The organism is Roseimaritima sediminicola, from assembly GCF_009618275.1.
GTDB lineage: Bacteria > Planctomycetota > Planctomycetia > Pirellulales > Pirellulaceae > Roseimaritima > Roseimaritima sediminicola.
In genome coordinates, this window is sequence record NZ_WIAD01000003.1 from 194,355 (window position 1) to 220,434 (window position 26,080).

At 62.4% G+C, this 26,080-nt stretch carries 19 protein-coding genes and 1 tRNA gene; 13 read left to right on the forward strand and 7 right to left on the reverse strand.

Annotated features, from left to right (window positions below):
- Positions 1-99: 99 nt before the first annotated feature.
- Positions 100-1,875, reverse strand: a complete 1,776-nt coding sequence (gene ilvB / locus GE027_RS03505) for a biosynthetic-type acetolactate synthase large subunit (protein WP_153555781.1) — start codon at positions 1,873-1,875, stop codon at positions 100-102.
- 221 nt (positions 1,876-2,096) lie between these two features.
- On the opposite strand from ilvB, the gene GE027_RS03510 reads away from it, so the two are divergent.
- The 8 genes from GE027_RS03510 (at position 2,097) to GE027_RS03545 (ending at position 12,622) form a co-directional block, all read left to right on the forward strand.
- A complete protein-coding gene (locus tag GE027_RS03510) occupies positions 2,097-2,498 on the forward strand; it encodes a fluoride efflux transporter FluC (RefSeq protein WP_202617315.1) in 402 nt (133 codons plus the stop codon).
- Positions 2,495-5,536 carry a YCF48-related protein gene (locus tag GE027_RS03515; protein WP_153555782.1) on the forward strand — a complete coding sequence of 1,014 codons (3,042 nt, stop codon included), beginning with the start codon at positions 2,495-2,497 and terminating at the stop codon, positions 5,534-5,536. The genes GE027_RS03510 and GE027_RS03515 overlap by 4 nt, the downstream gene beginning before the upstream one ends.
- A 142-nt stretch (positions 5,537-5,678) precedes the next feature.
- Positions 5,679-6,536: a hypothetical protein gene (locus GE027_RS03520; protein WP_153555783.1), complete on the forward strand. Its 858-nt coding sequence runs from the start codon at positions 5,679-5,681 to the stop codon at positions 6,534-6,536.
- A gap of 479 nt (positions 6,537-7,015) precedes the next feature.
- The gene (locus GE027_RS03525) at positions 7,016-9,652 is read left to right on the forward strand and encodes a secretin N-terminal domain-containing protein (RefSeq protein ID WP_237607234.1); all 2,637 of its coding nucleotides are present in this window, start codon (positions 7,016-7,018) and stop codon (positions 9,650-9,652) included.
- A 10-nt stretch (positions 9,653-9,662) separates the two neighbouring features.
- Positions 9,663-11,279, forward strand: coding sequence for a proprotein convertase P-domain-containing protein (locus GE027_RS03530; RefSeq protein ID WP_153555784.1), 1,617 nt, complete (start codon positions 9,663-9,665; stop codon positions 11,277-11,279).
- 323 nt (positions 11,280-11,602) lie between these two features.
- Positions 11,603-11,676: transfer RNA gene (locus tag GE027_RS03535), tRNA-Arg, on the forward strand.
- Positions 11,677-11,719: 43 nt separating this feature from the next.
- Complete coding sequence (locus tag GE027_RS03540; RefSeq protein ID WP_153555785.1) at positions 11,720-11,872, forward strand: hypothetical protein; 153 nt, start codon at positions 11,720-11,722, stop codon at positions 11,870-11,872.
- 39 nt (positions 11,873-11,911) lie between these two features.
- On the forward strand, positions 11,912-12,622 hold the full coding sequence (locus tag GE027_RS03545) for an ankyrin repeat domain-containing protein (protein WP_153555786.1): 711 nt from the start codon (positions 11,912-11,914) through the stop codon (positions 12,620-12,622).
- Positions 12,623-13,146: 524 nt separating this feature from the next.
- Here GE027_RS03545 and GE027_RS03550 read toward each other — a convergent pair.
- The 5 genes from GE027_RS03550 to GE027_RS03570 form a co-directional block, all read right to left on the reverse strand.
- On the reverse strand, positions 13,147-14,529 hold the full coding sequence (locus tag GE027_RS03550) for an APC family permease (RefSeq protein WP_153555787.1): 1,383 nt from the start codon (positions 14,527-14,529) through the stop codon (positions 13,147-13,149).
- Positions 14,526-15,266, reverse strand: coding sequence for a PIG-L family deacetylase (locus GE027_RS03555; RefSeq protein WP_153555788.1), 741 nt, complete (start codon positions 15,264-15,266; stop codon positions 14,526-14,528). Before GE027_RS03555 ends, GE027_RS03550 begins: the two co-directional genes overlap by 4 nt.
- Positions 15,259-15,876 carry an RdgB/HAM1 family non-canonical purine NTP pyrophosphatase gene (rdgB, locus tag GE027_RS03560; protein WP_153555789.1) on the reverse strand — a complete coding sequence of 206 codons (618 nt, stop codon included), beginning with the start codon at positions 15,874-15,876 and terminating at the stop codon, positions 15,259-15,261. Before rdgB ends, GE027_RS03555 begins: the two co-directional genes overlap by 8 nt.
- A 43-nt stretch (positions 15,877-15,919) precedes the next feature.
- Positions 15,920-17,734, reverse strand: coding sequence for a trypsin-like peptidase domain-containing protein (locus GE027_RS03565; RefSeq protein ID WP_162006556.1), 1,815 nt, complete (start codon positions 17,732-17,734; stop codon positions 15,920-15,922).
- 393 nt (positions 17,735-18,127) lie between these two features.
- Complete coding sequence (locus GE027_RS03570) at positions 18,128-20,329, reverse strand: redoxin domain-containing protein (RefSeq protein ID WP_153555791.1); 2,202 nt, start codon at positions 20,327-20,329, stop codon at positions 18,128-18,130.
- A gap of 219 nt (positions 20,330-20,548) precedes the next feature.
- Between GE027_RS03570 and GE027_RS03575 the strand changes: the two genes are divergently transcribed.
- From GE027_RS03575 to GE027_RS03595, 5 genes are all read left to right on the forward strand, one after another.
- Positions 20,549-21,589, forward strand: a complete 1,041-nt coding sequence (locus GE027_RS03575; RefSeq protein WP_237607235.1) for a phosphatidate cytidylyltransferase — start codon at positions 20,549-20,551, stop codon at positions 21,587-21,589.
- A 9-nt stretch (positions 21,590-21,598) separates the two neighbouring features.
- Entirely contained in the window at positions 21,599-22,375 is a 777-nt protein-coding gene (locus GE027_RS03580) for a TatD family hydrolase (RefSeq protein WP_153555792.1), read from the forward strand.
- Positions 22,376-22,530: 155 nt separating this feature from the next.
- Positions 22,531-22,803 carry a DUF4339 domain-containing protein gene (locus GE027_RS03585; RefSeq protein WP_153555793.1) on the forward strand — a complete coding sequence of 91 codons (273 nt, stop codon included), beginning with the start codon at positions 22,531-22,533 and terminating at the stop codon, positions 22,801-22,803.
- Positions 22,804-23,176: 373 nt separating this feature from the next.
- Positions 23,177-23,803, forward strand: coding sequence for a DNA-3-methyladenine glycosylase family protein (locus GE027_RS03590; RefSeq protein ID WP_153555794.1), 627 nt, complete (start codon positions 23,177-23,179; stop codon positions 23,801-23,803).
- 11 nt (positions 23,804-23,814) lie between these two features.
- Positions 23,815-24,726 carry a DNA adenine methylase gene (locus GE027_RS03595; protein WP_153555795.1) on the forward strand — a complete coding sequence of 304 codons (912 nt, stop codon included), beginning with the start codon at positions 23,815-23,817 and terminating at the stop codon, positions 24,724-24,726.
- Here the strand turns inward: GE027_RS03595 and GE027_RS03600 are convergent.
- On the reverse strand, positions 24,716-25,798 hold the full coding sequence (locus GE027_RS03600) for a restriction endonuclease, SacI family (protein WP_162006557.1): 1,083 nt from the start codon (positions 25,796-25,798) through the stop codon (positions 24,716-24,718). The two genes, GE027_RS03595 and GE027_RS03600, sit on opposite strands and share 11 nt — an antisense overlap.
- Positions 25,799-26,080: the final 282 nt, after the last annotated feature.

The following is a 26,080-nucleotide window of genomic DNA, read 5'->3' on the forward strand; positions in this document are numbered from 1 at the left end:
CCGAGAAGAAAAGCTGCTCGGCTGGGGACAGCCGAGCTACTATCTTTCGCGGAGCGAAAGGCGACACTACTATCTTTCGCGGAGCGAAAGGCGACACTGCTATTCCAGAATCATGTCGTCGACGGTCAAGCCGCCGGGGATCATCGGCAGGACGTGTTCCTGGTAGGGAACCTGGACGTCCAACAGATACGGCCCTTTGTGCTCGATCATCTCGGTCAGCGCGTCTCGCAGGTCGGCTTTGCGGCGAATCGTCGAGGCTCCGCAGCCGTAGCCTTTGGCGATCGCGACGAAGTCCGGATAGCGTTCTTCGGCATAGGCGAACTTGTCGGCCGCACTCTTACCGCTGGCTTCGTCGTGATGGATCGGCCCCAGGTAGGTATGGGCGCGGTTGCGTTCCATGAAGCGGTCTTCCCACTGCACCACCATGCCCAGGTGTTGGTTGTTTAACAACAGCACCTTCACGGGCAATTCCTCGCAGAAGCAGGTGGCCAGTTCTTGGATGTTCATCTGGAAGCTACCGTCGCCGTCGATATCGACGACCAAAGCGCCGGGGTTGGCCGCTTGAACGCCCATGGCCGCCGGCAGGCCGAAGCCCATCGTGCCCAGCCCGCTACTGCTCAGCCAGGTGCGTGGCTTGGTGAACTTGTAGAACTGGGCGGCCCACATCTGGTGCTGGCCGACGCCCACGGTGATGTAGGTATCCATCGTGCGGGTCAGATCGCACAACTCGCTGATCGCATGCTGCTGGAGGATGCCATCGAACTGCTTGTCGTAACGCAGCGGGTACTTGGCCTTCAGCTCCATACAGTGCTGGACCCACGGCGCCAGGTCCTCGGGCGCCTCGACCACTTTGTTCAATTCGGTCAGGACGTCTTTGACATCGCCGCAGACCGGAATGTGCGCCGACTTGTTCTTGTTCAGCTCGGTCGAGTCGATGTCGACGTGGATGATTTTGGCGTCTTTGGCAAAGGCTTCCAGTTTGCCGGTGACGCGGTCGTCAAAGCGGACGCCCAGAGCGATCAACAGGTCACAGTCGCGGACGGCGTAATTGGCATAGGCGGCCCCGTGCATGCCCAGCATGTCCATGGACAGTTCTTCGGTGGCCGGAAACGCCCCCAGGCCCATCACGGTGGTAGTGATCGGGATGCCGGTCTTGTTGACCAATTCACGCAGCTCTTCGCTGGCTTCGCCGTTGATGATCCCACCGCCGGCGTAGATGATCGGACGCCGCGCTCGACGGATGGCCGCCGCGATCTGCTTGACCTTTTCGGCGGCCACCGGCTGGGGCTCGGGGTTGTACCCCGGCAGATTCATGGGCACCTCCCAGTCGACCGCCACGGTGGCCAGTTGGACGTCCTTGGGCATGTCCACCAACACCGGTCCGGGACGGCCCGTCGCAGCGATGTGGAAGGCTTCCTTCATGATTCGTGGCAGGTCTTCGACATCGGTCACCAAGTAATGATGCTTGGTGATCCCCCGGCAGACCTCGACCATCGGCGTTTCCTGAAACGCATCGCTGCCGATCGCGCCGGTGGGAACCTGACCGGTGATGCACACCATGGGGATGCTGTCCAGTTTGGCATCGGCGATCGCGGTCACCAAGTTGGTTGCCCCGGGGCCGCTGGTCGCCATCACCACGCCGACTTTGCCGGTGCTGCGAGCGTAGCCCTGGGCGGCGAAAGCCCCGCCTTGTTCGTGTCGCGGCAGGATCGTTCGCAACGAATCGCCGTAGCGGGTCAGGGCTTGGTGCATGGGCATGCTGCACCCGCCCGGATAAGCAAACAGCACGTCGACGCCGTGATCGACCAGCGACTTGACCAGGATGTCAGCTCCAGTCATCAGCTGTGTATCAGCGGCGGCGTTAGCAGTACTCATTGCAGGAAATCCGTTCTATCGGGGGGCATGCATAGTGATCTTGGTTCGCCGGTGCGTCTTCGAGCGGCCCCGGCGAGGTTTTCAACAACGAATCTAAAACCCAGGGTGCGATTAGGCAATGGTCAATCAGAACCGACGTTGCCGAATTTCCCCGTCTAGCTCTAGGATGCGGGGATTATGGAGCAGGTTCACCCCCCGACCCCGAAATCTTCGAGCTGTTGATGCCGCGACTGGGTTTTCTGGCCGACTTTGCCGCCGTCGCCCTCGGTGGGGCATGCGGAGCGATGCTGCGGCACGGATTGACGCTGGCCCTACCGCCTTTGTGGGGTTCGCGAGCGATGCTGGGGACGTTGGTCGCCAACGTGCTGGGCTGCCTTGCGATCGGCATGCTGGGCCAGTGGGTCCAGTTGGAGGCGGTCTCGTTTGGCCAGCGGTCGCAGTTACTGCTGCGCGTCGGACTATTGGGCAGCCTGACCACTTTCTCTACCTTTGCCGCCGAAGCTTGGGCCGTGGGCGGGGAGGGTCGCACCGGGATGCTGCTGCTGCACCTGTCGGCTCACCTGTTGGTCGGCTTCGCCGCCTTTTGGCTTGGCACCTATCTTGTCCGCGAGTTCGCTGCATGACCGCTCAACACCCCCCGGCGAGCCGGATACTCCCGGCGAGCCGGACGAAGACCCGGCTGGATCTCCGCCGCTCGCCTGCCCGCTGCTCCTCCGTCTTTGCCGCCACGCTGGCGGCGCTGCTGTTGGGGTGGCTGCCGGTGGCGGACCCAGGCCTCGGAAGCGGGAACCGAGCGGCCGCGCAGGATTTGACCGGCCAACAGCCCGAGCACGGTTTGGCTCCCTATGGTGCTCGCAAGTGGTTAAGGGCCGACGCGACACTGCGGGCCGTGACGTTCATCGATGCCGACCGCGGCTGGGCCGTGGGCGATCGCGGCGTGATCCTGGCGACGCAGTCCGGCGGCGATACCTGGCACCGCCAGCACACGCCGACCCTGGCAACCCTGTACGACGTAACCTTTGTGAACGCCCGGCACGGCTTGGCCGTCGGCGGTTACTACAGCAGCGACACCCAGACCAGTCGCGGCGTGATCCTGTTGACCGCCGATGGTGGGCGAACCTGGCAACGGCTGGACACGGACCTGCCGCTGCTGCGATCGATTCGTGCCTCCGCCGATGGATCGTTGGTCGCCGGCGGCGACTACTCGACGGTGCACATGTCGGCGGTGTTCGCCAGCGATGATGGCGGCAAGACCTGGATGGGAGCCAACGCGCCGGATGTCCGGCGATGCCTGAAAGTGGTGGGCTCGCCCGAAGGCTCGCTATCCGTTCTGGATGCTTCCGGATCGCTGCACCATCTGAATTCGCCGCTGGATGGGGCCCGAGCCGTCCTCGCCGACGCCTTGCTGGCCGACCTGGTCGGCGATGGCCCAGAGCGTCTGGCCGTCAACGCCTTGGGGACGGTGTACGAAAGCCACGATGGCGGACGGCGCTGGACTCGCCGCGTCACCGCCGCAGCGGCCGCCGAAGATGCCTGCTGGTTGGCCGTCACCGCGGTCGACCGGCACTGCGTGGTGGCCGGCGGACCGGGCAACACCATTCGCAGCATCGACGCTGGAGGAAAGGTCGACGACGTCGCTGCGCCGGTCCATGCGCCGCTGCGTTGCCTGCACTTCTTCGACGCCCAACGGGGCTGGGCCGTGGGCGCCTTTGGAACCATTCTAGCGACCCGCGACGGCGGTCAGACGTGGCGGGTGCAGCGGGGCGGCGACCACCGGGCCGCCCTGTTGGTGGTGGGACAGCACACCGCCGACGTGCCCTGGTCGGTGGTCGCGCAGGAAGGCCTGGAACGAGGACGACGCATCGCCGTGGCTGTCGTGCGCAGCCCCAGCGAAGCAGACCTCGATCCACTCCGGCCCGAACCGTCCAGTCTGCTGCATCAATTGGCCTGCAATCTGGGCGGCGGCGAAACCTGTTGGTGGCAAACGGAAACGCAAACCGGCCGCGCCGACGCCCGGCAAATCCATGCGGCGCTTCAGACCTACCGGCCGCGCGTCCTGGTGCTCAGCGCCCAGATCGACGCCAATCATCGCCGGCAGTGGTTGCAGCTGGCCTCGCAAGCCGGCGTCCAGCGGGTGCTGGAACCGACCGCCAAGGGTTACAGTGAATGGACGTTGCACGGGGCCGCCCTGTTGCCTCGAACCGGGGCCTTGCTGTCGGATCTACAGCGCGACGCCGCGGCGCTCCTGCAGACGTCCCGTCCTCAGGTTGCCGACCGCTATTACCGCCGCACCTACGACGCGATGACGCCGATCGGCCAGGCGATCAACGATCCGCTGGACGGATTGTTGGCTGCGTCGCCGGCCGAGACACGTTCTATCGACACCGCGCCCAGCCGGCACGCCCTGCAAATCCTGCAAGCCCGCGGCGGCGAAGAAAAGATGGTCGCCCGGATGATGGCCGATGGAAATCGCGGCGGATCCTACCTCCAGCGGTTTCGCTTGACGCTGCGGCAAACGCCCCGCGAAAACCGGTTGCGACTGGCTCGCCACGTCCTCGAGCAGTGTCGCCACAGCGATCAGCCCGACCTGTACCTCCAGACGCTGCGGGTGATCGTCGAGCAGCTGGACGAAACGCCGCTGGGGCAGTGGGCTCGTCTGCGGAGCCGAGCCATCGAAAACAGTGACGAATGGGACCTGCTGCAGCGAGCCACGACCCACCGCGGTGTGCCGGAGCCGACTCCCGCCCAACGCGTCCAGTTGTCGCCGTTTGCTCAGGAAGATCGCTCGCAAATCCGACAGGCTTCGGCCGTTGGCGATCTGGTGCTCACGCCGGACTACTCGCCTCAGCACGCCGTCGCCGCGATCCGTCCGCCCGCCCCACGCGATGGCCTGGACCTGGCCTGGGACTTCGATCCCCGCGTCGTGCTGCAAGACCTGCTCCGCCGAGGTGGTTCGTCGAATTCGGCAGCGAGCCTGCAACCGCTACGCGGTCAAGGCAACCACGGCGGTCAAGTCAAACAACTGCTGACCAACCCCGCGACCCGTCGCTGGGGCGAATTGCTGGCTCCCGACGACACCTCCAGTCTGGCGGTGCCCCGCGTCACGGAGCGTCCCTATCTGGACGGCCGTCTAAACGATGCCTGCTGGGCCGGCGCCGCGGTCTGGACAACCGCCGACGGGTACCAGGTGCGCCTGGCCTACGACGGCCAGCACCTGTACGTCTCGGCCACCGGCACCGCCCCCTTGGCCGCCCGGACCACCACGCCGGATCGCAGCAGGCACCCTGACCGCAGCCCGGTCGCCGCTGATGCCCAGCGAAGCCGCGACGCCGATCTCGATCACGCGGCACGATTGGTCATCAAGATCGATACCGACGGAGATCTGTTGACGGCCTTCGGTCTCGAAGTCGATCGCGAGGGCCGAACGCGTGACAGCTGCGACGGCTTCACCGGCTGGCAACCGCTGTGGTACGTCGATACCGATCAACACGAAGGACGCTGGACGGTCGAAGCCGCCATTCGCCGCAGCGACCTTTCGCCCCTGCCGCCGGTCGTGGGCAGCCACTGGAAAATCAGTGTAGGCCTGTGCGACGAAGGAGCCGATCCGTGGCAAGCGAGATTGCCCGACGGCCCCCGCTGGCAAGCCTTTCGGTTTGAATAGCCGGGGCAGAGGATCGCTATTGATCCCGGAGGCGGTTTCTTCGATGCTATGCCGGTTTGACCCTGATCCATTGCAGTGCAAGGAGGCACCGATGTCCTGCGTTTTCGCTACTCGACCTGCGCGTTTTCATTCTTCGTTGGCCGTGCGTACCGCCGTTCTCGTCGGACTGTTCTTCTTCTCGCCGCTGTCGGCCCTGTTGGCCGAAGACGCCACGCAGTGCCTGATGCGCTACAAACTGCAAGCCGGTGAGGAGCTGCGGTTCCGCGTCGAACATCTGGCCAACACCAAGACCCGCCTGGACAACGCCGACACCACGTCCAGTGTGCGGACCGTCAGCACCAAGGTCTGGCGCGTCACCGATGTCAACGACGAAGGCGAGATGACCTTCGAACACTTTATCGAATCGGTAGAGATGAGCCAGAAGAACGGCGACGCCGACGAGATCCTCTGGAGCAGTGACAGCGGCGAAGAAGCCCCGCGGGCGTTTCGCGGGATCGCCGAGCAATTGGGCAAGACGATTTCGACCATCCGCATCAACGACCAGGGTCAGGAACGCGAACGCCTGAACGACAAAGGAACCAAGACCGACCTGGGCATGGGGGGGATTACGGTCCCGCTGCCTGAAGGCCCCGTCAAACTGGGTGGCCAGTGGTCGGTGCCCCGCCAAATTCGCGTTCGCACCGAGGACGGGGTCGTCCAAATGATCAAAATCCGCGAACTGTACACGCTGGAAAAATTGTCCGCCGGCGTGGCCACGATCTCGGTTCGCAGCGAACCGCTGACCCCGATCGAAACGCCCAAAATCAAATCGCAGGTGGTCCAACAATTGAGCAACGGTACGGTGCGCTTCGATGTCGACGCCGGCCGCACGCTCAGCAAACAACTGGACTGGGACGAGACCGTCGTCGGATTCCACGGCGCGGACAGCATGATGGAATACCGCGCTCGGTTGACCGAAAAAGCGATCGACGGCCCCACCCGTACCGCCACACGCCGCTAGCGGACGGCCGATTTATCGAGCCGTTTAAGCGTTAGCCTCGGTTTCGTCACCGCACCCCCGGGGCTATCGCCCACACGGCTCACACAAGCAATGCGTTATCGAACAAATCGACCGGCCGCTAGCGAGCGCGGCCGTAGCTGAAGTCGCCAGACTTTGGACCTCGTCGACTCTCTTGGAATCGATGTCCGTTCACGTACATCGATTCTCTTTTGAGCCAGGGACCTCGCCCCCGGAAGAAAACCCCGGCCGGCGCGAAACGACCATGTGTTCACGCCGCGGTGGAGCGTGGAATCATTGACTTACCGGCATAATTTAATATGCTGTAAGGTCCCCCCATCGGAGTCGTTCTGGGGCTCGCGGTTTTTCCCTTCCCGCCTCGCGCCGCGGCCGCCCCCCTCCGCTATCCCACCTGCCCCCTCCCGCCGTCCCGTGGATCAGCTGTGATCACCTCTTTGCTGCTCTGTAAGTCCGTGTTGCCCGTGCGTCCTCGTGCGCTCGGTTTTCTGTTGGCCGTATCGATCCTTGTCCCGGCCGCTGCGAACGCCGCTCAGGATTCCGCTGCCGCCGCGGCGGAGAATACCGCTGCGGCACCGGCCGAATCCTCGGCCGCCCCCGGCGAGCCCGACCAGGCCCCCGCGACCGACCAGGCTCCTGCGGCTGACCAGGTTCCGCAGACGGACCGGGCCCCGGAGCCCGAAGGCGAGTCCGCGACCGGCGAAGCTGCGGCCGACGGCACGGTCCGTTTCGGCTTTACCAGCACGCCCTGGCGCGAAGTGATCAACTGGATCGCCGACGAGGCCGGTTTGGCGCTACACGTCAGCGGATTACCGCCGGGCAGCTTCAGCTACACCGATCCGCAAGCGTTCACCTACGCCGAAGCGATCGATCGAATTAATTTGTTTCTGCTGGCCGAGAACTTCACGCTGGTCCGCAGCGGCCGCTTGTTGTCGGTCATCGACCTGTCGGACCAACGGAGTCTGCAGCAGTTGGAGGTGTTGGCCAAGCTGGTTCCGGTCGACGCTCTGACCGAGATGGAACCGCACCATGTGGTCAAGTGCCTGTTTCCGCTGGGCGACATCGATGCGGATGCGGCGGTCAGCGAACTGGCCGCACTGAACCTGATGACCACCCCCTCGGTGTTGACCCAGACCAATCAACTGCTGATCACCGACACGGTTTCCAAACTGCGCAGCGTTCGCTCGGTCTTGGATGCCTTCAATCCCGAAGAGATGGACGGCGACACGGTCGTCAAAAGTTTCGCGCTTCAGCATGTCGATGCCGAACAGGTGCTGTTGGTGGCTCGTCCGCACCTGGGGTTGGCGACCGGTGAGATGATCGGTATCGACGTCAGTCTTTCGGCCGATCCGCAGGGCAAGCACATCTATGTGACGGGCATCGAAGACAAGGTGGAATTGATCGAGAACCTGGTCGCGGCGATCGATCAACCGCAGGGTGGCGTCGCCGCGGGCGGACAGGCTCACGTGCTCGAGTCGCATGCCGTGCCCGGCGGCAACCTGGACACCGTCTACGACGTGCTGCAAACCCTGCTGGCCGACAAAGAGGTGCGGTTGTCCAAAGACGAAGCGGCCGGAACGATCGTGGCCTTGGCGACGCCCAGCGTACACCGCGAGATCGACCAGACCGTAACCCAGCTGCAGGCCTCCGACGCGGCCTTCGAGGTGATCCCCCTGAAGACCATCGATCCCTACTTTGCGATCAGTCTGCTGGAACAGATGCTGGATCTGCCCGGTCCTCTCGACGATCCTCCCAAGGACGCCACGGACATTCCCAAGATCGACGCCGACCCGGGCAATATGCGGTTGTTCGTCCGAGCCAAACCGCAGCAGATCGAACAGATCAAAAACATCATCGACGGTCTGGAACGCAACGGCCCCGGCGACACGGGCGATGAGATGCGGATCCTGCCGATGCAAGGCGAACAGACGCTGGCGCTGCTCCGCACGGCGGCGACCTTCTGGCGCGGCGCCCATCCGGTCGTGCTGTATCCCTCGACAGCGGAACCATCGGTGGAAGTCCGCGAGCGGGTCGTCAACGGTCAAGCCGAAGAATCCGCCTCCGACGCCCCATCCGATTCCGGCAACCACGCCTCGCACACCGCTCGCCGTCCGGATCCCGCCTCGGACGATTACGCGCCACAGTTGCTGACGCCCGAGGCCAGCGACCAGGCGCCGCCGATCCGCTGCCAGATGACGCCGCGGGGGTTGGTCTTGCAGTCGGACGATCCGGCGGCCCTCGATCGCTTTGAACAACACCTGCGGACGTTGGCCGGACCGGTCGACTCGCTGCCCTCGCCGCCGGTCGTGTTTTATCTGAAGCACACCAAGGCGGACGCCGCCCTGCGGATGCTGGGCGAATTGCTCGACGGAGCCGATGCGGCTCAGGTCAGCCAGTCCGGACAGCTGGTCAACGGGATGCTGGGCGGCGGTAGTTTTCTGGGCTCCATGGTTACCGACGACGAAGGCACCACGACGATGCTGTCCGGTGCGATCACGGTCGTCGCCGATTCACGGCTGAACCGCCTGATCGCCCAGGGCACCGCCGCGGATATCGATCTGATCGAGAACTACCTGAAGATCATCGACAAGGACAGCAGCATCACCAGTATCGAGACCTACGGATCGACGCATGTGATCGAGCTGCTCAATACGCGGGCCGAGGAAGTTGCCGAGGCGATCCGCGAAGCCTATCCGGGACGCATCGCCGGCGAGGACGCGCTGAGCCAGTTGAGCAAGAGCGGCGACCCCCGAGCGGCCCAGCAAGCCGCCGCTTTGGCCGCCGCCCTCGGCAAGAGCAAAGGCGGCAGCGCGGCCGACGGCCTGAAACTGCTGGGCAAAGCCTCCGGCACGGCCGAGCCCCAGATCAGTGTCGCCGTCCACTCGTCGAGCAACAGTTTGATCATCACGGCCCCGGACCAGCTGTTCCAAGAAGTCGAAGCCTTGGTCCAGCGGATCGATGCCCAGGGCGAGCAAGCGGTCGAAGTGATTTCGGCCATGAACAGTTCCGCCTTCGAAGCCGTGCAGCAGGTGTTGCTCGGCGAGACGCCGGACGATCGCGGCCGCGGGCGGTCGTCACAACGCAATACTCGCAGCCGTTAGGACGCCAAACATGTTGTCACGTCAAGAAGCCGGTCGGCTGTTATGGGTCGGCTGGGGTTGTCTGTTGGTTTGGGGGCTGCTGCCGGTTTCCACCGGACTGGGACAGGCCGGTCTGCGGGATTCACTGGAGCGGCTGGACCGCAATCGCAACGGCGAAATCGACACCCACGAAATCACCAGCTTGGCGCGTCCCTGGCTGGAACGCGTCGGCGAAGCCCGCAATCTGTCGTTGGATCGTTCGCATTCGATCGAAAAATGGCAGGAGGCCGCACGGGCCTACCATGCCATTAATAATGGTGTGGCGGGACGCCGCGTACGACCGACCTCGCAGAGTAGTGTGAAGTCGTTCGAGCCGGATCCGGACCGTCCCTTGGTCCCGGAATTCGGGCTGCCCGAAGTCAAGTATCCCTACATCCAGGACGACCTGGACGAAGCCGACCGGACGCTGCGGCGGCTGGACCGCAACCGCAACGGTTACCTGGACCACGAGGAAGTCCTCCGCGGTCGCTGGACCCATCGCGATCCGTTCGCCGAAGATTATGACCGCGATGGTCGCTTGAGCCGCCTGGAGCTGGCCCAGCGCTACGCCCGCCGCCGGATCCTGGACGATTCGGCCGACGAACTGATGCAGAAACGACGGCGGGTGGGCAGCGAGGTTCGCCCGAGCCGAAGCGACGACGACGACCGCTCGCGACGCTGGCGAGGTCGCGATCCACGCTACTACCTGACCAGCACCGTGCTGAGCCGCTTTGATACCAATCGCAACGGACGGCTCGAAGCGGCCGAAGCGATGCGGCTGGGCGTGCCGATGGGCCGCGTCGACACCAATCGCGACGGCGAATTATCCCGCGAGGAACTGCACGCCTACCTTGCGGAAATGCAGGACGCCGCGATCAGCGAAACCGAAGGCTTGCCGGCTTGGTTCTTTGAACTGGACGTCAACCGCGACAAACAGGTGGCGATGTCGGAGTTCGCCGAAGTCTGGACCGAGGAAAAGGTCCAGGAATTCGCCGCCTTGGATCAAAACGGTGATGGCCTCCTGACCGTCTCCGAAGTCGTCCTCTCCAGCGCCGTGGCCGGCGGCACCTTCACCAACGAGACGGCCGAGGTGTTGCCGCCCAAACAAACCGTCATCTCCGAGATCGTGGTCGATGAAACCTTCCGCGTCGCCGACCTGGACGTCCAACTGTCGATCACCCACACCAGTCTGAGCATGCTGGATGCCTTCCTGGTCGGTCCCGATGGGCAGCGGGTCGAATTGTTTACCGCCGTGGGCGGTCACGACGACCACTTCGATCAGACGGTATTCGACGACCAAGCCGACACGCCCATCACCAAAGCTCGGCCGCCGTTTCGCGGCAAGTTTCAACCCGAGGCGCTGCAGAAACGCCAGCCCAGCCTGACGCACTTCAACGGCCAGAGCGTCGAGGGCGTGTGGCAGTTGGTGATCAGCGGCACGCGCAACGAGCGGTTCGGGATGCTGCACCGCTGGGCCTTGATCGTCCGGCCGATGGAGGAGTCCTACAGCGATCCGGTCCGTCGCGGCTTGATCGATCCCGAGGACGCCTCGCCGGAAGCCGATCAAGCTCGCGCCCGGCAAGACGAGGCCAACGCCGAGCGATATTAATTTGGCTGGACGGCAAAGCCGAACCGCGCCGATCAGGAATCGCAGAGCGATTGATTGTGGTAGCCCCGGGGGCGAGCCCAATGCCACTTCCTTTGCAGCGGAACGGCGCGAGCCGTCCGGTTTTGCGGTGCGAATCTTCACACACCGGGCGGCTTGCGCCGCTCCGCTAACGCTTCAATCGCAAGCGATGGTGAAAGTAGATGGCATTGGGCGCGAGCCCGGGGGAACGCTACCTCCAGGCGAACGGGTGTTCGCGAAACCACTGTCGAAATTTCTGGCCGGCTGGTTTATATTTCTTACGGCCGCGGCACCTCGCGGGCCCCGCCCTCATAGCTCAACTGGATAGAGCAGCGCACTTCTAATGCGCAGGTTGTAGGTTCGAGTCCTACTGGGGGTACTGCGGTCGCAACGACCTTCGCACTGTTTCATGATGGGGTGCGATGTTTCACAATGGGGTGCGGGGCCACGCCGCGTTCGAAGCCGAAACATGCGTCGGCGGCAAGTCGGCCGGCAAGAACGACGCGGTGGCTTTCCACAGCTTGCACCGCCTGCCGGCGGGGCCGTTGATCAGCACTCAGGCGATGGGTCGATAACCTGAGCCGTTCTTTTTCTGCAACCTGTCGGGAGCCTTGATGTCTTCGCCGCAATCTTCTTCGTCCATGCTGACCGTCTTGATGACTGCTGCGGCGGCGATCCTCGTGGGCGGAGGCGTCCTGTGGTGGAACCTGCAGTCCGGTGATGGGGTTGCCGATGCGGGGCCGGAATCGGTTCCCGACAGCCGCCCTGACGCGTCGCCCGCGGAATCAAGGTCCCAACCCAAGCGGTCCGTGATCGGCCCCGAGGTTTCCGAAGAAGCGTTCTTTCGCGCCGCCGGAACGGGCGAACTCGTGACCGTCGAACGAGCCCTCAAGCAAGGCATGGATCCCGATGTTGCGGATTCCGGCGGTCAGACGCCGCTGATGATGGCCGGTTTTAATGGGCACCTCCGCGTGATGCGTCGCTTGCTCGACGCCGGCGCCGAAGTGAACCACCGCAGCCAGCTGAACCGGACGCCGCTGATGGTCACGGCCAGCGGTCCGAATCTGGAAGCGGTACGTCTGTTGTTGGCCGAGGGAGCCGAAGTGGACGTTCGCGACAACCACGAAGCTTGGACGGCGTTGATGATCGCCGCCTCCGAAGGGCAAGCCGAAGTGATCGAGGCGCTGCTCGAAGCCGGCGCCGATCCGACGCTGAAGGATGACGATGGTGAAACGGCAGCCGACTTTGCGAAGGATCGCGGCTTCGCTGCCTGCGTAGAGGTACTCGAACAAGCCGAGCAGGACGCTGCGGAGTCGCGAGAGTAGAAAGTGTTCCCCGGGCTCGCGTTTTGGGGCTACCACAGACAATCGCTCCGCGATTTAGGAACATTCGTTCCCCTACATCGAATCGTTTTCTCCCCTCTCCCACCACTGCTTCACTCGCTGACGCTCGCGGCGCCGCAGCCACGGCAGTGGCGACATGCGGTAGCCCCAGGCGCGAGCCTGGGGTGCCGCCCCCACACCCGCGCGCCAGTCCCAGAGGGACGACACGAATTCCGGGGCCAGACTTCCTGTCGCCCTTCCAGGGCTTTTGTTCGTGATGTTTACGTTTCCCCGAGCTCGCGCTTTGGGGCTACCACAGACAATCGCTCCGCGATTTAGGAACATTCGTTCCCCTACATGAAATCCGCCAGAGTCAGCAAATCTCAAATCTCAGATCGCAAATCGAGCACGAGCAGATTTCGCCACTCGCCACTCACCACTGGACACTCGCCACTCCCTACTCGCCACTCCCTACTCGCCACTCGCCACTCGCCACTCGACCTTTCCAAACTCTGACACTTTGTCAGCTACGAAATTGGCTCGGTGCGGCGGCGGCTCATCCACCAGTACACGGCCAGGCCTACGGGCAGGACCAGCAGCACGCGCAGCAGACCGCCGGGGTCGGCTTGCCAACGGTACAGCAGCGTCTGGACGGCGATCATCGCTGTGACGGCGACAAAGACCAGCGGCAACCACGGCCAAAGCGGCACCGGCCGATTGCCCGCCCGGCCGCGGAAACGAGGCAGAAGCAAACAGCCGATCGTCGCTGCACTGCTGATCGATAACAAAAACGCCAAATACTCCAGCAACTCCAGAAAGCCGGTGTTCAGGACCAACGCACACGCGATCCCCGCTTGCAGGACCACCCCGCGGCGCGGCGTTGCTCCGGCACTGTCCAGCCATCGGGGCAAGTGACCGTCGCGGGCCATCTGGGCATACACATGCGGACCGGTCTGGATCATCGCCAAGACACTCGTGGCCAGCGACACCAGAATCACCATCCGCAGCCCTTCCACCATCCACGCCGGAGCCACATAGCGGCTGGCTTCGATGGCCACCTTCGGCTCTCCGGCAATGGCTTCGGCCGGTGCACCAAATACAAACACGGCATTGAGCAACAGATACAGCGCGGTGACCACCAGCGTGCCCAACAACATCGCGCGCGGGACGCTGGCCCGACAATTGCGTGCCGCTCCGGCGATGTAGATCGCGGCGTTGTAGCCGGCGAAGCTGAACGAGACCCACATCAGGTTGCTGGCCACCGCCCCCCAGAGCCGCGCGGTCGTCCACGGTTCGCCCAGCGGCTGGGGGGGCGCCGATTCGACGCCTCCGCCGGTACGAAACATCGCGGGCAGAGCGTAGAGCACAAACAGCACCAACAGCACCAGTTTGCCCAGCACCAACACGTTCTGCACGCTCGCCGCCGGACGCAGCCCGATCAGATTGATTGCGGTGAAGCAGATGATCAGGGCGACCGCCACGGTGCTGTCCCCGACCGGCAGACTGCCCTCGAGATGTTTGGCAAAGCCTACGGCGGATAGGCCGATCGCACCGCTGAAACCAGCGACCAGTGAGATCCATCCCGCCATGAATCCGACCAACGGATGCACGCCGCGGGCGAGGAATAGGTACTCGCCCCCGGACTCGGTAACCTGCCGCGCGAGTCCTCCGTAACAGATGGCGCCGATCAGGGCGATCGCCCCGGCGCCGGCCCACACGGCCATCACCGCCGTCGGCCCCGGCAAACTGGCCAGCGCAAAGCCGCTGGTCGTGAACACGCCCACGCCGATCATGTTGGCCGCCACCAAACAGGCCAGCGACAGTGTGGTCAGCGGACGATCCGCCAGCTCGGTCGCCGCCGCCGAACTACCGACGTCCCCGGGTGCCGGCTCGCGGAGCTTGCCAGTCAACGCAGCAACACCGTATTCATCAGGTCATCGACGATGATCGGACGCGGCGCGACGAAGACCTCGCCGGCGCGCACTCCCGCGGCCTGGCCGGAGATCAGGGCGGCCGCACGAACCCGTTCTTCGGTCAGCGGCCGGTGGGCGAACTGTGATTCGTAACAGGCGATCGCTTCGATCTTCTGTTCCAGAGTGTCGCTGATATCGACCGTGATATGCGAAGCATGCCCGGGCAGCACGTCCGGTTCGTGGGCAAAGCGAAAGTACAGGTGTCGGCTGATCGAATGCACCGGCAGGTTTTCGAAGTAGTCGTCCCACTTGGTCAAGCGGCTGTAAAAGATCGCCGCGTCGGTGATCTGCATCGCTTGCCAGTGATCCGGCGAAGCCATGGGCGTTTTTTCACCGAACCCCAACACCAAGGAGGGACGAAAGCGACGAAACTCGCGAGCCAGCGCCACGCGAGCCTCCAGCCCATCGAACAGACGGCGATTGGGCAAGCATAGATTAATGCGTTTGTGGATCCCCAGCGCATCGGCCGCATCGCCGGCTTCGCGCAACCGTTGGTCGGGTCCGGAGGAATTGGGCGTGGGTTCGCCATCGGTCAAATCGACGATGCCGACGCGATAGCCCTGCGCGGCCAACTTGGCCAACGTCCCGCCGCACGCGATTTCGGCATCGTCGGGATGCGCCCCCACGGCGATCACATCCAGCGGTTCATCCTCGTACTCAAACGCTTCAGACAACGCGTTCCCCTTGTTGGACCAGAGCCACGAAGGCAGGCAAGAATTGACGCAGCGCCCGCGCCCGGTGGCTGATCGCCTGTTTGACCATCGGGCCCAATTGACCGAACGAGCGATGCAATTCGGGCACAATAAATAAGGGGTCGTAGCCGAAACCGTTGTCGCCGATCTCCTCGCTGCCGATCACACCGTGGCACTCGCCGCGAGCCTCCAGCCGCACCGTACCGCCGGGGTCCGAAAGACAGATCTGACAGGTGTAATGCGCGCCGCGCCGCGCCGCCGGCACGTCGGCCAATTTTTCCAGCAGCAACGCATTGTTCCGCTCGTCGGTGGCGTCGGGTCCGGAGAAGCGAGCCGAATACACGCCCGGTGCGCCCTCGAGCGCGTCGACCGACAGCCCGCTGTCTTCGGCCAACACCCAGCGTCCCAGATGCCGCGCCTGCTCGACCGCTTTCAGCCTCGCGTTTTCCAAGAACGTCGTGCCCGTCTCTTCCACCGCCAACGCGCCCTCGATCTCTGCCAGCGAAGTCAGCCGGACCTTGTCCGCCGGCAACAACTCCCGCAGCTCGATCAGTTTCTTTGCGTTGTGGGTTCCCAGTACTAAATCAAACATGCGGCGAATTGTAAGCGTCGGGGCGGATTGATGCTACAAGCCATCACAGTTGTTGCCACCGAGAAATCGCCTGCCAGACATCCTCAATCGGCAGGGCATAGGACGTCGTGCGCAAAGCCCGGGCGATGTTGACGCCGATCACCCGGCCGTGCCGGTCGACCAGCGGGCTGCCGCAGTCGTCCGGTGCCAATGGCGTGTCGTGGGGCAACACATGCGGGATCTCGAAACGTCGGTCGCTGAACGGCCCGCCGCCCCAATTGTCGAAACTGTGACGGTGGCGGCGGTCCCGGCGAAACGCCCCCAGCACCGCTTCCAGTTGACGCGTTTCGTCCTTCCGCAAGACCTCCAGCGGCAAACGATCGCCGACCCGCTTCTTGGCGATGACCGACACCAGTTCATCGGCCGAACGGATCGAGCGACCGTCGACCGATTGCACTAGGTCCCCGACCTGCAAACCGGCTCGCTCCGCCCCCGACCGCTCGACGACATCGGTCACTCGCACGCCATTGGCATGCGGCGTTACCGAGACACCCAGCATGGCGCGGCCGCTCAGCAGGGGTGGCTGACGCATCGCAAAGGAGCGCGGCGTCGAACTGACGAAGCCAACCACGGGTTGGCCCGCGGCGCTGATCGTCACGACGGGCGATCCCGGCGCCGAGCTCAGCTCGCTGGCGGTATCGGTGTCCGGCTCTGTTCCGGAAACGGCGGGCGACCGAGGGGCGAGTTCGATCGCCAGTACCGCCAGGTCGCTGTCCTCGTCGCTGTCCAGCCAACTGGCCGGCCGCGGCTGCGGCTCGCCGGGCAACTGGACCTGCCACGCTTGTTGCGGGGCCGCCGAACCCAACAGGCTGGCTTTGGTCGCCACATAGGACAGGTGTTCGGAGACCTCCGCGTCGCTCAGCAGCGTGCCGGCGGCGATGGTCCGCGGACCTTGCCGCAGTTCCACGGTCGCTTGCCGCGCGGCCTGCCTCGCCGCGGCCAAACGGTTCACGTACCGATCGGCTTGTCGACCGCCGACTGGCGTGGCGGAGTCCCGACTCGGATTCAAATCCGCCACGGCCGGTCGCCGCGCCGCGTAGGACCGGGCAGGCGATCCGAGGGGCGAACTCTCCGGCAACTCTCCAGGAAACGGCTGCGGTTGGCCGGCCAGATTGTTGCCAAACCCGACTTCCCAGTCCGGACGTTTGGGACGCAGCGCACCGTCGCTGCCGCGGTGCAGCTCGCGAGCCGAACAGAGGGCATCCCAGTGACGGAAATAGGTGGCCAGCGGGATGTGCAGATTGAAATCGACCTCGTCCTGACAGCGGCTGGAGATGCCCACCAGATTGCCGGCCAAGTCGAAGACCGGTCCGCCGGAATCCCCGCCCATGATCGGACAATCGCTGATGAAGGCGTCGGGGCGGTTGCGCAGCAGACAGCCCACGCGGACCGCCGGCGGTTGACCGTGCTGGAAGGATACGGGATAGCCCAGTTTCAGCAGCCACGATTGTTCCGCGGGCGTTTCGACGCGGCGGATTTCGACCGCCGGCCAGGGCCCCGGTTCGACGATCTGCGCCAGAGCAATGTCCAGATCATCACACACGCCCAGCACTCGAGCTGTGGTGCGGCGGCCATCGGGGAAGGTAACACGCAGCCGGCGACCGGGACGCTTGGCGACGTGCGCTACCGACAACAGCAGTCCCTCGGAACTGACCACCACTCCGCTGCCACCGCCAAAGCCGACCGTCGCCGCAGAAACCTGGTCGATCGCTTGCTGGATCTGCGATTCGAACTCCGCCAAACCGTCGGATGCCGCCAAATCGTCCGCCTCGGCCAAACCGGCGGAGTTTGCCAGGCTGGCGCTACGTTCGTCCGCCACGGCGCTACGTTCGTCCGCCAGGGCGGGGGGCTGCTGGGCATAACAAGCCGAAGCCCCCGCTCCCCCAGCCAACGCAAGGCCAGCCAACGCAAGGCCAGCCAATGCCAACGCGGCCGCTGGAAACGCGGCGAAAGCAACGCGGCCAAGCCCGCCAATCCAACCCAATCGGGGTTTCGCCAAAGCATCAGGCATGAATGCACCTTTCTCCCATTACGACAGTGGGGCATCCTGCAAGGTCCGGAAAGACCATCATGGCCTTTCGTCCAGCCGAACTCGGCGGCTGTTCTATCATGGCCGTTCGCCGGGCGAAGGCAAGCTGAATGACGGCGAATCACCCGTCGCGGGCGGTCCGGCCATGCGGGTCCTGCGGCACCGGCAAACCCTGTGGTCGCCTTACCGCAGCGCGGCGCGCATTAATTCGTCTCGTTGCAAAGAGCCGTCGCGGTTCTTATCGGTGTGACGGAACTGGTAAACCCGAAACGCGGTGGGCACTTCGTCCTCGGAAACGCGGCCGTCACGGTCGGTATCGAACCGCACCAAAAAATCTTCCGCAAAGGCCTCGGCGCGGCGTCGTTGGGAAGCGACGCCTGGACGCGATCGGTCCGGCGAGCGAGCTGCGGGCTGCGAGGGCGATACGCCCGCCTCTTCGCCAGGGGTCTGGAGCTGCTGGCGCGGGCGAGCCACCTGCAGAAAGACCACCGACATCTCTTCCCAGGTCTGGTCGCCCCAAGTCACGTACTCGTCAGGATCCGGATTGTTGGGATTGTCCGCCGAGTTATCAAACACGCTGCGGAAGGCCAGGCGATCGACATCGGCCAGGGGCAGCGGTTCGCTCAGGACGTAGTTGTGTTGCCAATTGAAATCGTACTGCGGAACGTCCAGCAACAACTGCTGAGAATCGCCCCGCTGGGCCGAGAGCCGAAAGGATTTGCCGCGAACGTGCATGTGCGGCGCGATGCCCAGCAGAAAACCGTCGCGCGGGTACCATGCGACGGTGCCTTCGACCACGTGATCGGAGACGCGTGGCGGGATCTCGAATTCCTGCTCGATGCCACCGACGACCAACACTTCATGGGTGACATCTTCTTCGGCAACGAAGTTCACGCCAAAGCTGGTCAGGTCTTCCTGCTCGCTACCGTTGGGGGTGTAGTGCATTTGCACGATGAACTGGGAACCCGCGCGGACGCGCCGGGCATAGCCCTCGGGTAGAATCGTCGGCTCCTGGCCGGGAACGTAGGCCGCCAGAAAACCGATCTCCCGCATGTCCGTCCCGTCGGGAGGCCGGACAAAGACGATACAGTGATGCACGACCGCGCGGTTGCCCGGAATCACTTCCGCCGACGACAACCACCGATCCTGTTCAAAGCCGGGATCGACCACAAAGTACTGATACTCGACCGTGCCCTCGGCGGGCACCACGAACGGCTTTCTGCTGATGTCGTAGACTCGCTCGGGCGGCGTGGGCAATCGCCAGTGGGCAAGCCTGTCCGGCGACGATGGCCTGTCCGGCGACGATGCTTTCTCCGGCAACGACGGCAACTGGCTGGCGTCGCCAAAGGGTGTGCCAGCTTCCACCCAGCGATGCAGCACCGCGCGATCTTCCGCCGACATGGTCCGCGCATTTTCAAAGGGGACGCCCTTCGCACCGGCATGCCAAGGCGGCATGCGACCGTTGTCGACCACCTCCAAGATCATATCCGCCCAGCCGACGACCTCGTCGTAGTCGGTCAACGCGAACGGACCGATCTCGCCCTCGCGATGACATTCCACACAGTTTCGCAGCAACACTCGGCTGACCTGATCGGCAAACGTAACATCGCTGGTGGGATCCGGCGTGCGTCGCGGTGCGATCCGGCATCCCACGGCGGGTCGATGCGCAACCTCGGGCCTCTCGCCAGAGAGCAGTCGCGTTAGGGCCGCGTCCAGATCGTGCGACGTCGGCTCGGCACGGGAGATCCCCGGTTGGTATTGGTCGTCGATCCGGCCCTGGTAACCCACGCGTCCTGCCGAATCCAGGACAAAGACTTCGGGCGTTCGGGTGGCACCCAAGAAACGCGTGACGCTTTGATCGGGATCCTTGGCGATAGGAAATTCGATGTTATGCCGCTGGCGGTACCGGCGGATCTCCTCCAGCGAATCCTGTTGGTTGGGAACAATGCCGACGAAGGCTACCCGATCGGCGTAACGCTCGGCCAACTGTTGCAACCGAGGCCCGTACAACCGCGCCAGGGGACATTCGGTACCGAGAAAGCAAACCACCTGCAACGACGTCTGTTCGGGAGCGGTCAAGTGCAACGAGCCACCGTCGCTGCGGGGCAGGTCGAAGCGGTACGGCGAGACGGGTTCGTCGGCTACGGCCGGCACGGTCAATAAAAGTAGAACGCCCAGCAACCCCAGCGAAACGGGCAACCGCAGCGAAACGGGCACCCCCAGCGAATCGGGCAACCGCAGCGAAACGGGCAATCGCAGCAGGCGTGGCCACGCCGTGGAGAAACCGCCGAGCCAAGCGGCAGGGGCGCCCGGCGACGAACAACCTCGGCGGGCGTCGCCGTCGCGGGGTCGTGGGGAGCTCGCGGCAAAAACCGTCCAGAACAATGCCTATCGCCTCCGCACCTAGAAGGGAACTGGAATGAATCGAAGCTGCCCTTTTAATTGTGGCAGGGATTCGAGAGCCTAGCCAGCCCTACGAAGGGCAGGGGGAATTGCTATAATCCGCCCCGTTCTCCGCCGCTAGCCACCGTTCCTCGAACGAGATCAGTTGCCCCGAAAGGCCGACTGCTACGCTCCGTGCTCCCCAATCTGCTTTCCCACACGATGCTAGCCATCGACCCGGTCCAGGACGCCGCGATGAGCGACTGGGTGACGAAGCGAACCTTCGTGTTGCTTGCCGTCGTCCTGGCCGCACTGAGCATCGCTTCGCTGGTGGCATTCCTGCTGACCCGCCGCGAGAACGTCTCGATCGAATCGGCGGTGGTCCGACGCTTTACCAGTCGCCTGCGGATTTGGTGGATCATGTGCGCGATCCTGATCTGCGGCTTTCTGCTGCACCGGATCGGGACGATCGTGTTGTTCGGTTTGGTTTCGTTTTGGGCGTTGCGTGAATTCATCACCATGACGCCGACCCGACGCGGGGATCATCGCGCGCTCTTTTGGGTGTTCTTTTTCTTTACGCCCCTGCAGTACGTATTGATCATCCTGAATCATCTGTCGCCGTCCTGGCTGACAGGCGGCCGGCCCATCGATTTTTATGGGCTGTACAGCATCATGATTCCGGTCTACGGCAGCCTGTTCATTCCGGCCCGGATCGCGCTCGGTGGCGACTTCAAGCGGTTTCTCGAACGCAGTGCCAAGATCCAGGCCGGACTGCTGATCTGCGTCTACTCGCTGAGCTATGCACCGGCGCTGTTGGACCTTTCGTTGCAACATGCCGATGGCCGGCCCTGGAATGGCAGCAATGTCACGTTGCTGTTTTTCTTTCTGTTGATCGCCCAGCTTTCCGCCGTGCTGCAGCGAGCCTGGACCCGCCTGATCGGCAACCATCCGGTGGCCCGCGACATCAATGCCGGACGGACCTGGGAAGGCGTCGTCGGTTCGGTGCTCAGCACGGGTATGATCGCCGCGGCCCTGTTCTGGGCCACGCCGTTTACGGTCTGGGAATCGGGAGCCATGGGCATGGTCGTGGCCTGCCTGTCGTTTGCGGGCAAGATGACCATGAGCGCGATCAAACGCGACCGAGGCGTCAACGATACGGGCACGCTGGTACAGGGACACGCCGGACTGCTGGATCAAATCGACGATATCTGTTTTGCCGCGCCGGTCTTCTACCACCTGACTCGCTTCTTCTACTCTGGATAAGCCTCGCCGATGCTGTTCGATACCCACGCGCACTTGGACGACACCCAGTTCGACGATTCTCGAGCCGACGTTATTTCGCGAGCCAAGCTGGCGGGCGTGGTAGGCATCGTCGCCGTGGGCACCACGGCTGTATCGAGCCAGCGATGTTGCCAGCTGGCCGCCGAGTACCCGGATTACGTCTATGCCGCGGTGGGCATCCAACCGAATTATGTGGGTGAAGCGGAAGAGGACGATTGGAAACAGATCGAACAGCTGATCGGATCGCCCGGCGTGCGGGCTGTGGGCGAAACCGGGCTGGACGATTACTGGAAAGACAGTCCGATGGAGCTGCAGGTCGATTACTTTCTCCGCCACGTCGACTTGGCTCACCGCCACGGCTTGCCGTTTATCGTTCACATGCGGGAAAGCTGTCCGCAGATCATCGAGGTGCTGCAGCCTCTGGCCCGGCAGCGAACGTTGTGCGGCGTCATGCATTCCTATACGGGCGATTGGCCGCAAGCCAAACAGTTGCTGGACTTCGGCCTGCACATCAGCTTTGCCGGCATGGTCACGTTCAAGAAATCGGCGGACCTTCGCGAGGTGGCGCGTCAGGTGCCCGAGGATCGCCTGTTGATCGAAACCGATTCTCCCTACCTCAGCCCCGAACCGCTCCGCGGCCGCCGGCCCAACGAACCGGCCCGCGTCGCCCATACGCTCGAATGCTTGGCCGAGACCCGGGGCGTCAGCGCGGACCACCTGGCCCATGTCACTACGGCCAACGCTCGCCGCCTGCTCTCGCTGGGCTAGCCTAGCCCCCCGGCGCTGACGCGGCCCCGCCCGGATTTCGCATTCCCGAAACGGATTAGTGCTATTTGAAAAAGTTTCGTTCCCTTTGGGGGGCCACTGCGCTACAATGGAACTAAACGAGATGATTCGTACAGCGTTCTGCGAAGGGACAAGCGATGTCAACCGACTGGTTCTTTTTGAAAAAGGGGTGGCTGGGCAAGTCGCGTGCGGTCGGGCCACTGAACGAGCCGGACTTGTTGCTTCGCATCGACCGCGGGGAAATCGCCCCGGAAACGCTGCTGCAGAGCGAGAGCAAAACCCGCGGCCGCTGGATCCCCATGAACCGTGTCGGCCCGGCGTTTAAACACTGGCGAAAGTTGCACCCCGAATCGAAAGCGGCCGAGACGCCGGCCGAACGAAGCCGAGGAACGTCCGGCCGTCGCGCGTAAAAAATCCGCGGCATCGTCTCTAACATGGCAGCGGAGTTGAGCTTGTCTGATTCTAACGGATGCTATGTATGGGAACGAAAGTTCCTAAATCGCGGAGCGATTGATTGTGGTAGCCCCAAAGCGCGAGCCCGGGGAAACGTAAACACCACGAACAAAAGCCCTGGAAGGGCGACGGGAAGTCTGGCCCCGGAATTCGTGCCGTCCCTCTGGGACAAACGGGGTACGCGTGTGACTCGGGCCGGTTTTGCCTGGAAACGCGGAACGGTCGTTAGTTTAGCGTAGGTCCTCGTACGGGCGGGTTGCCAGATTCTCTCGGTCTCTGGTACGATTTCCAAAAACGTTTGCAGGAAAGGGTTTACGGAGGATTCTGTGGGTGGCGACATCGGCTAGGAAGACGAAAAAGGCGGCTGTTTCCCATTTGCAGTCTTGCGACCCTAAATTGGCGGGTGTTATCGCGCGTGTTGGTCCATGCAAGCTGCGGATCGAGCGTGATCACTATTGGATGCTTGTGAAATCGATTTTGTCGCAGCAGCTTTCGGCGGCGGCCGCAAGAACGATCCGCAATCGAGTCATCGATCTACTTCCGAACGGTTCTCGCGCTGCTAGTGACCTTGATTCGGTCAGAGACGAGGATCTTCGTCTTGCGGGCGTTTCAAACCAGAAGATTGGCTTCGTTCGATCCCTGACAACTGCGGTCTTGGATGGGCGGCTTTGTTTTTCCGAGATTGAAAAACTCGAAAACGATGCCGTAGTCGATGCTCTGGTAACTATCAAAGGAATCGGCCCTTGGACCGCAGATATGTTTTTGATCTTCTCCCTTGGAAGACTGGACGTATTCCCATCGGGAGATGCAGGGGTGCGATCGGCGATGCGACGGATTTACGAAATTGATTCTGAAGCGAGTTTGGACGTCTATGAAACGGTCGCGAACAAATGGCGACCGTATGCGAGCATAGCTAGTTGGTATTGCTGGCGAGTTATCGATCAAAAAATCTTTTGAAGGACTAATACGTGGCAACGACACGCGCAAAACGAAATGGAAAGCCTCCCGCGGTCTCCAAGCTTACGAAAAAGAAGAAGTTGATCCTCTTTGGTTGGTATGGAGGGAAGTTTTCACATCTGGATTGGCTACTTCCTTTGCTGCCAGAATGTCATCACTACTGCGAACCGTTCGCTGGGTCTGCAGCAATCCTTATAAACCGAGAGCCTTCGCCAGTTGAGACCTACAACGATCTCGATGGTGAGGTCGCGAACTTCTTTCGCGTACTTCGCGATGATGGAGAAGAGCTGGCGCGGCTAATTGGTTTGACCCCGTTCTCGCGTGAGGAATTTGGTATCGCATGCGAACTGGATCCAGACGCATCGGCGACCGAACGAGCAAGGCGTTTCTACATCCGCGCTCGGCAAGTGCGTACAGGCCTCGCCCAAACTGCAACTATCGGGCGTTGGGCAAATTGCAAGAACACAAGTCGAGCTGGAATGAGCGGTGTGGTGAGTCGCTGGCTTGGCGGTGTGCAGGCGCTACCGGATATTGCGGAGCGATTACTTCGTGTGCAAATCGAAAATCGTCCGGCAGTTGACGTTGTCAAGCTTTACGATTCCCCGACCACGCTATTCTACTGTGATCCGCCCTACGTTCATTCCACGCGTGGAGATTCAAAGGCATACAGCTGCGAAATGACGGATGAGCAACACGTCGAACTGGCGGATGCATTGAATGCCGCTCAAGGCATGGTCGCTTTCTCAAATTACGAGTGCGAACTGCTCGAAGAGCTATACCCACCGTCCAAATGGTTCAAGCACACTAGTCCGCCGAAAACAAATCACGCGACTAAAGGAACGCGAACTGAAGTGCTGTGGACCAACTACGATATTGAAGCAATCAAAGCGAAGCGGGAAGGGAATTCACTTTTCACTTCATAATTCCGTGTCGTTTGAGCGTCGAGGCGAAGTAACGTTTCGCTTCGTCTTTACTCCGCATCGTTGTTAGCGCTCGATTTACCAACTCAAGCAACTGCCGACGGTCGGTTTCGTTCATCAACGCACATTCAGCTCTAACAAGTTCGTCGATCGAAATAAATGCAAGGTCGAAGCCGTCGTTCGAGTTCTCTGCCACGACGCTAGTCGACGAGAGGCTGGTAGTCGCTTGCCTACCCGTCACAAAAAGCAGTCGTCCGCACTTCGCGTACTTCGCTTTTTCTACCGCATGATTAACGTCTGACTGAAGGTACGGTTTGTCTTTGACCTCGACGGGAAGTATCACAATGTCGCCGGAGTAGACATCGATATCTCCCACTTCGTTCGAGCTAGACCCAGCTTGGTTCGCTGGATGAATGCGTACGCTTTCCCCTTTTCCATTGTAGCGCATGCCGAGTATCGCTCCCGCGACACTAACCGGAATCTCACCCCCAAATGACTGGGATAGATAGTCGTCGAAAAACGCCTCAAGCAACGACGACGATAGTGAGATTGATTTCAATGGAAGGTCGGTAATCGTACGACCTTGTCTCGACATCGTCAATTGGAATGCGTATGTGAACGCCTCTTTAACTGTTTCGCCAGAGGCGTCGTTCAACGATTCGAGCAAGTCGTAAAGAGTATGTAATAGCTTGCGATCCTTCCCTGCTCGCACTGCGTTGTTCTTGTCGACGGCTTCAAAACGTGCTGGCTTGTTTAAGTATGGTTCGTTGGAACCGCCTAGCCGACAGTCGAGATGCTCACGCTCGAAGGGGACCCAAACATTGTGGCAAAGTGAGCGGGCGTCATAAGCACCTTCCAAATCGGCTTTCGCTTGGATCGAGCGTGGATGGACAGAGGGATCGACGACCTTCCCGAGCAGTCCCGTTATCAGCAGGTAACGAAACGTCTTGTGGTCGCCCAAAATGATGTCCCTGATGGCTGCTCTTTGTTCTGCCGTTAAAACAGAGGGTTCAAACGGTTCGTATTCATCTAACGCAATCGTCAGCACTTCCAAAGCACGCTTGTGGTTGCTCATCAACCTACCGCCATTCACTGGCGCCCCTAAAACTCGATGAAACATGTTCATGGGTATGACCCCCGTGCGGACTAGTGTAGCGAGACCTTTTTTCTCGAACTAGCAGTGTGCATGGGGAAATGGTTGTTGGCGATGCGAGTTGGCAAACGCTGCCCGCCGGAGATCATGCGGCTAGATACTTACAGGTAATTCGAGATCAGATTCCGAAAACAAAGCTTTGGCCCGGACTAACGAAGTAGGCGGGGGACGTTTCCCTGCAGTTTATTGCTGTACGGAGAGACC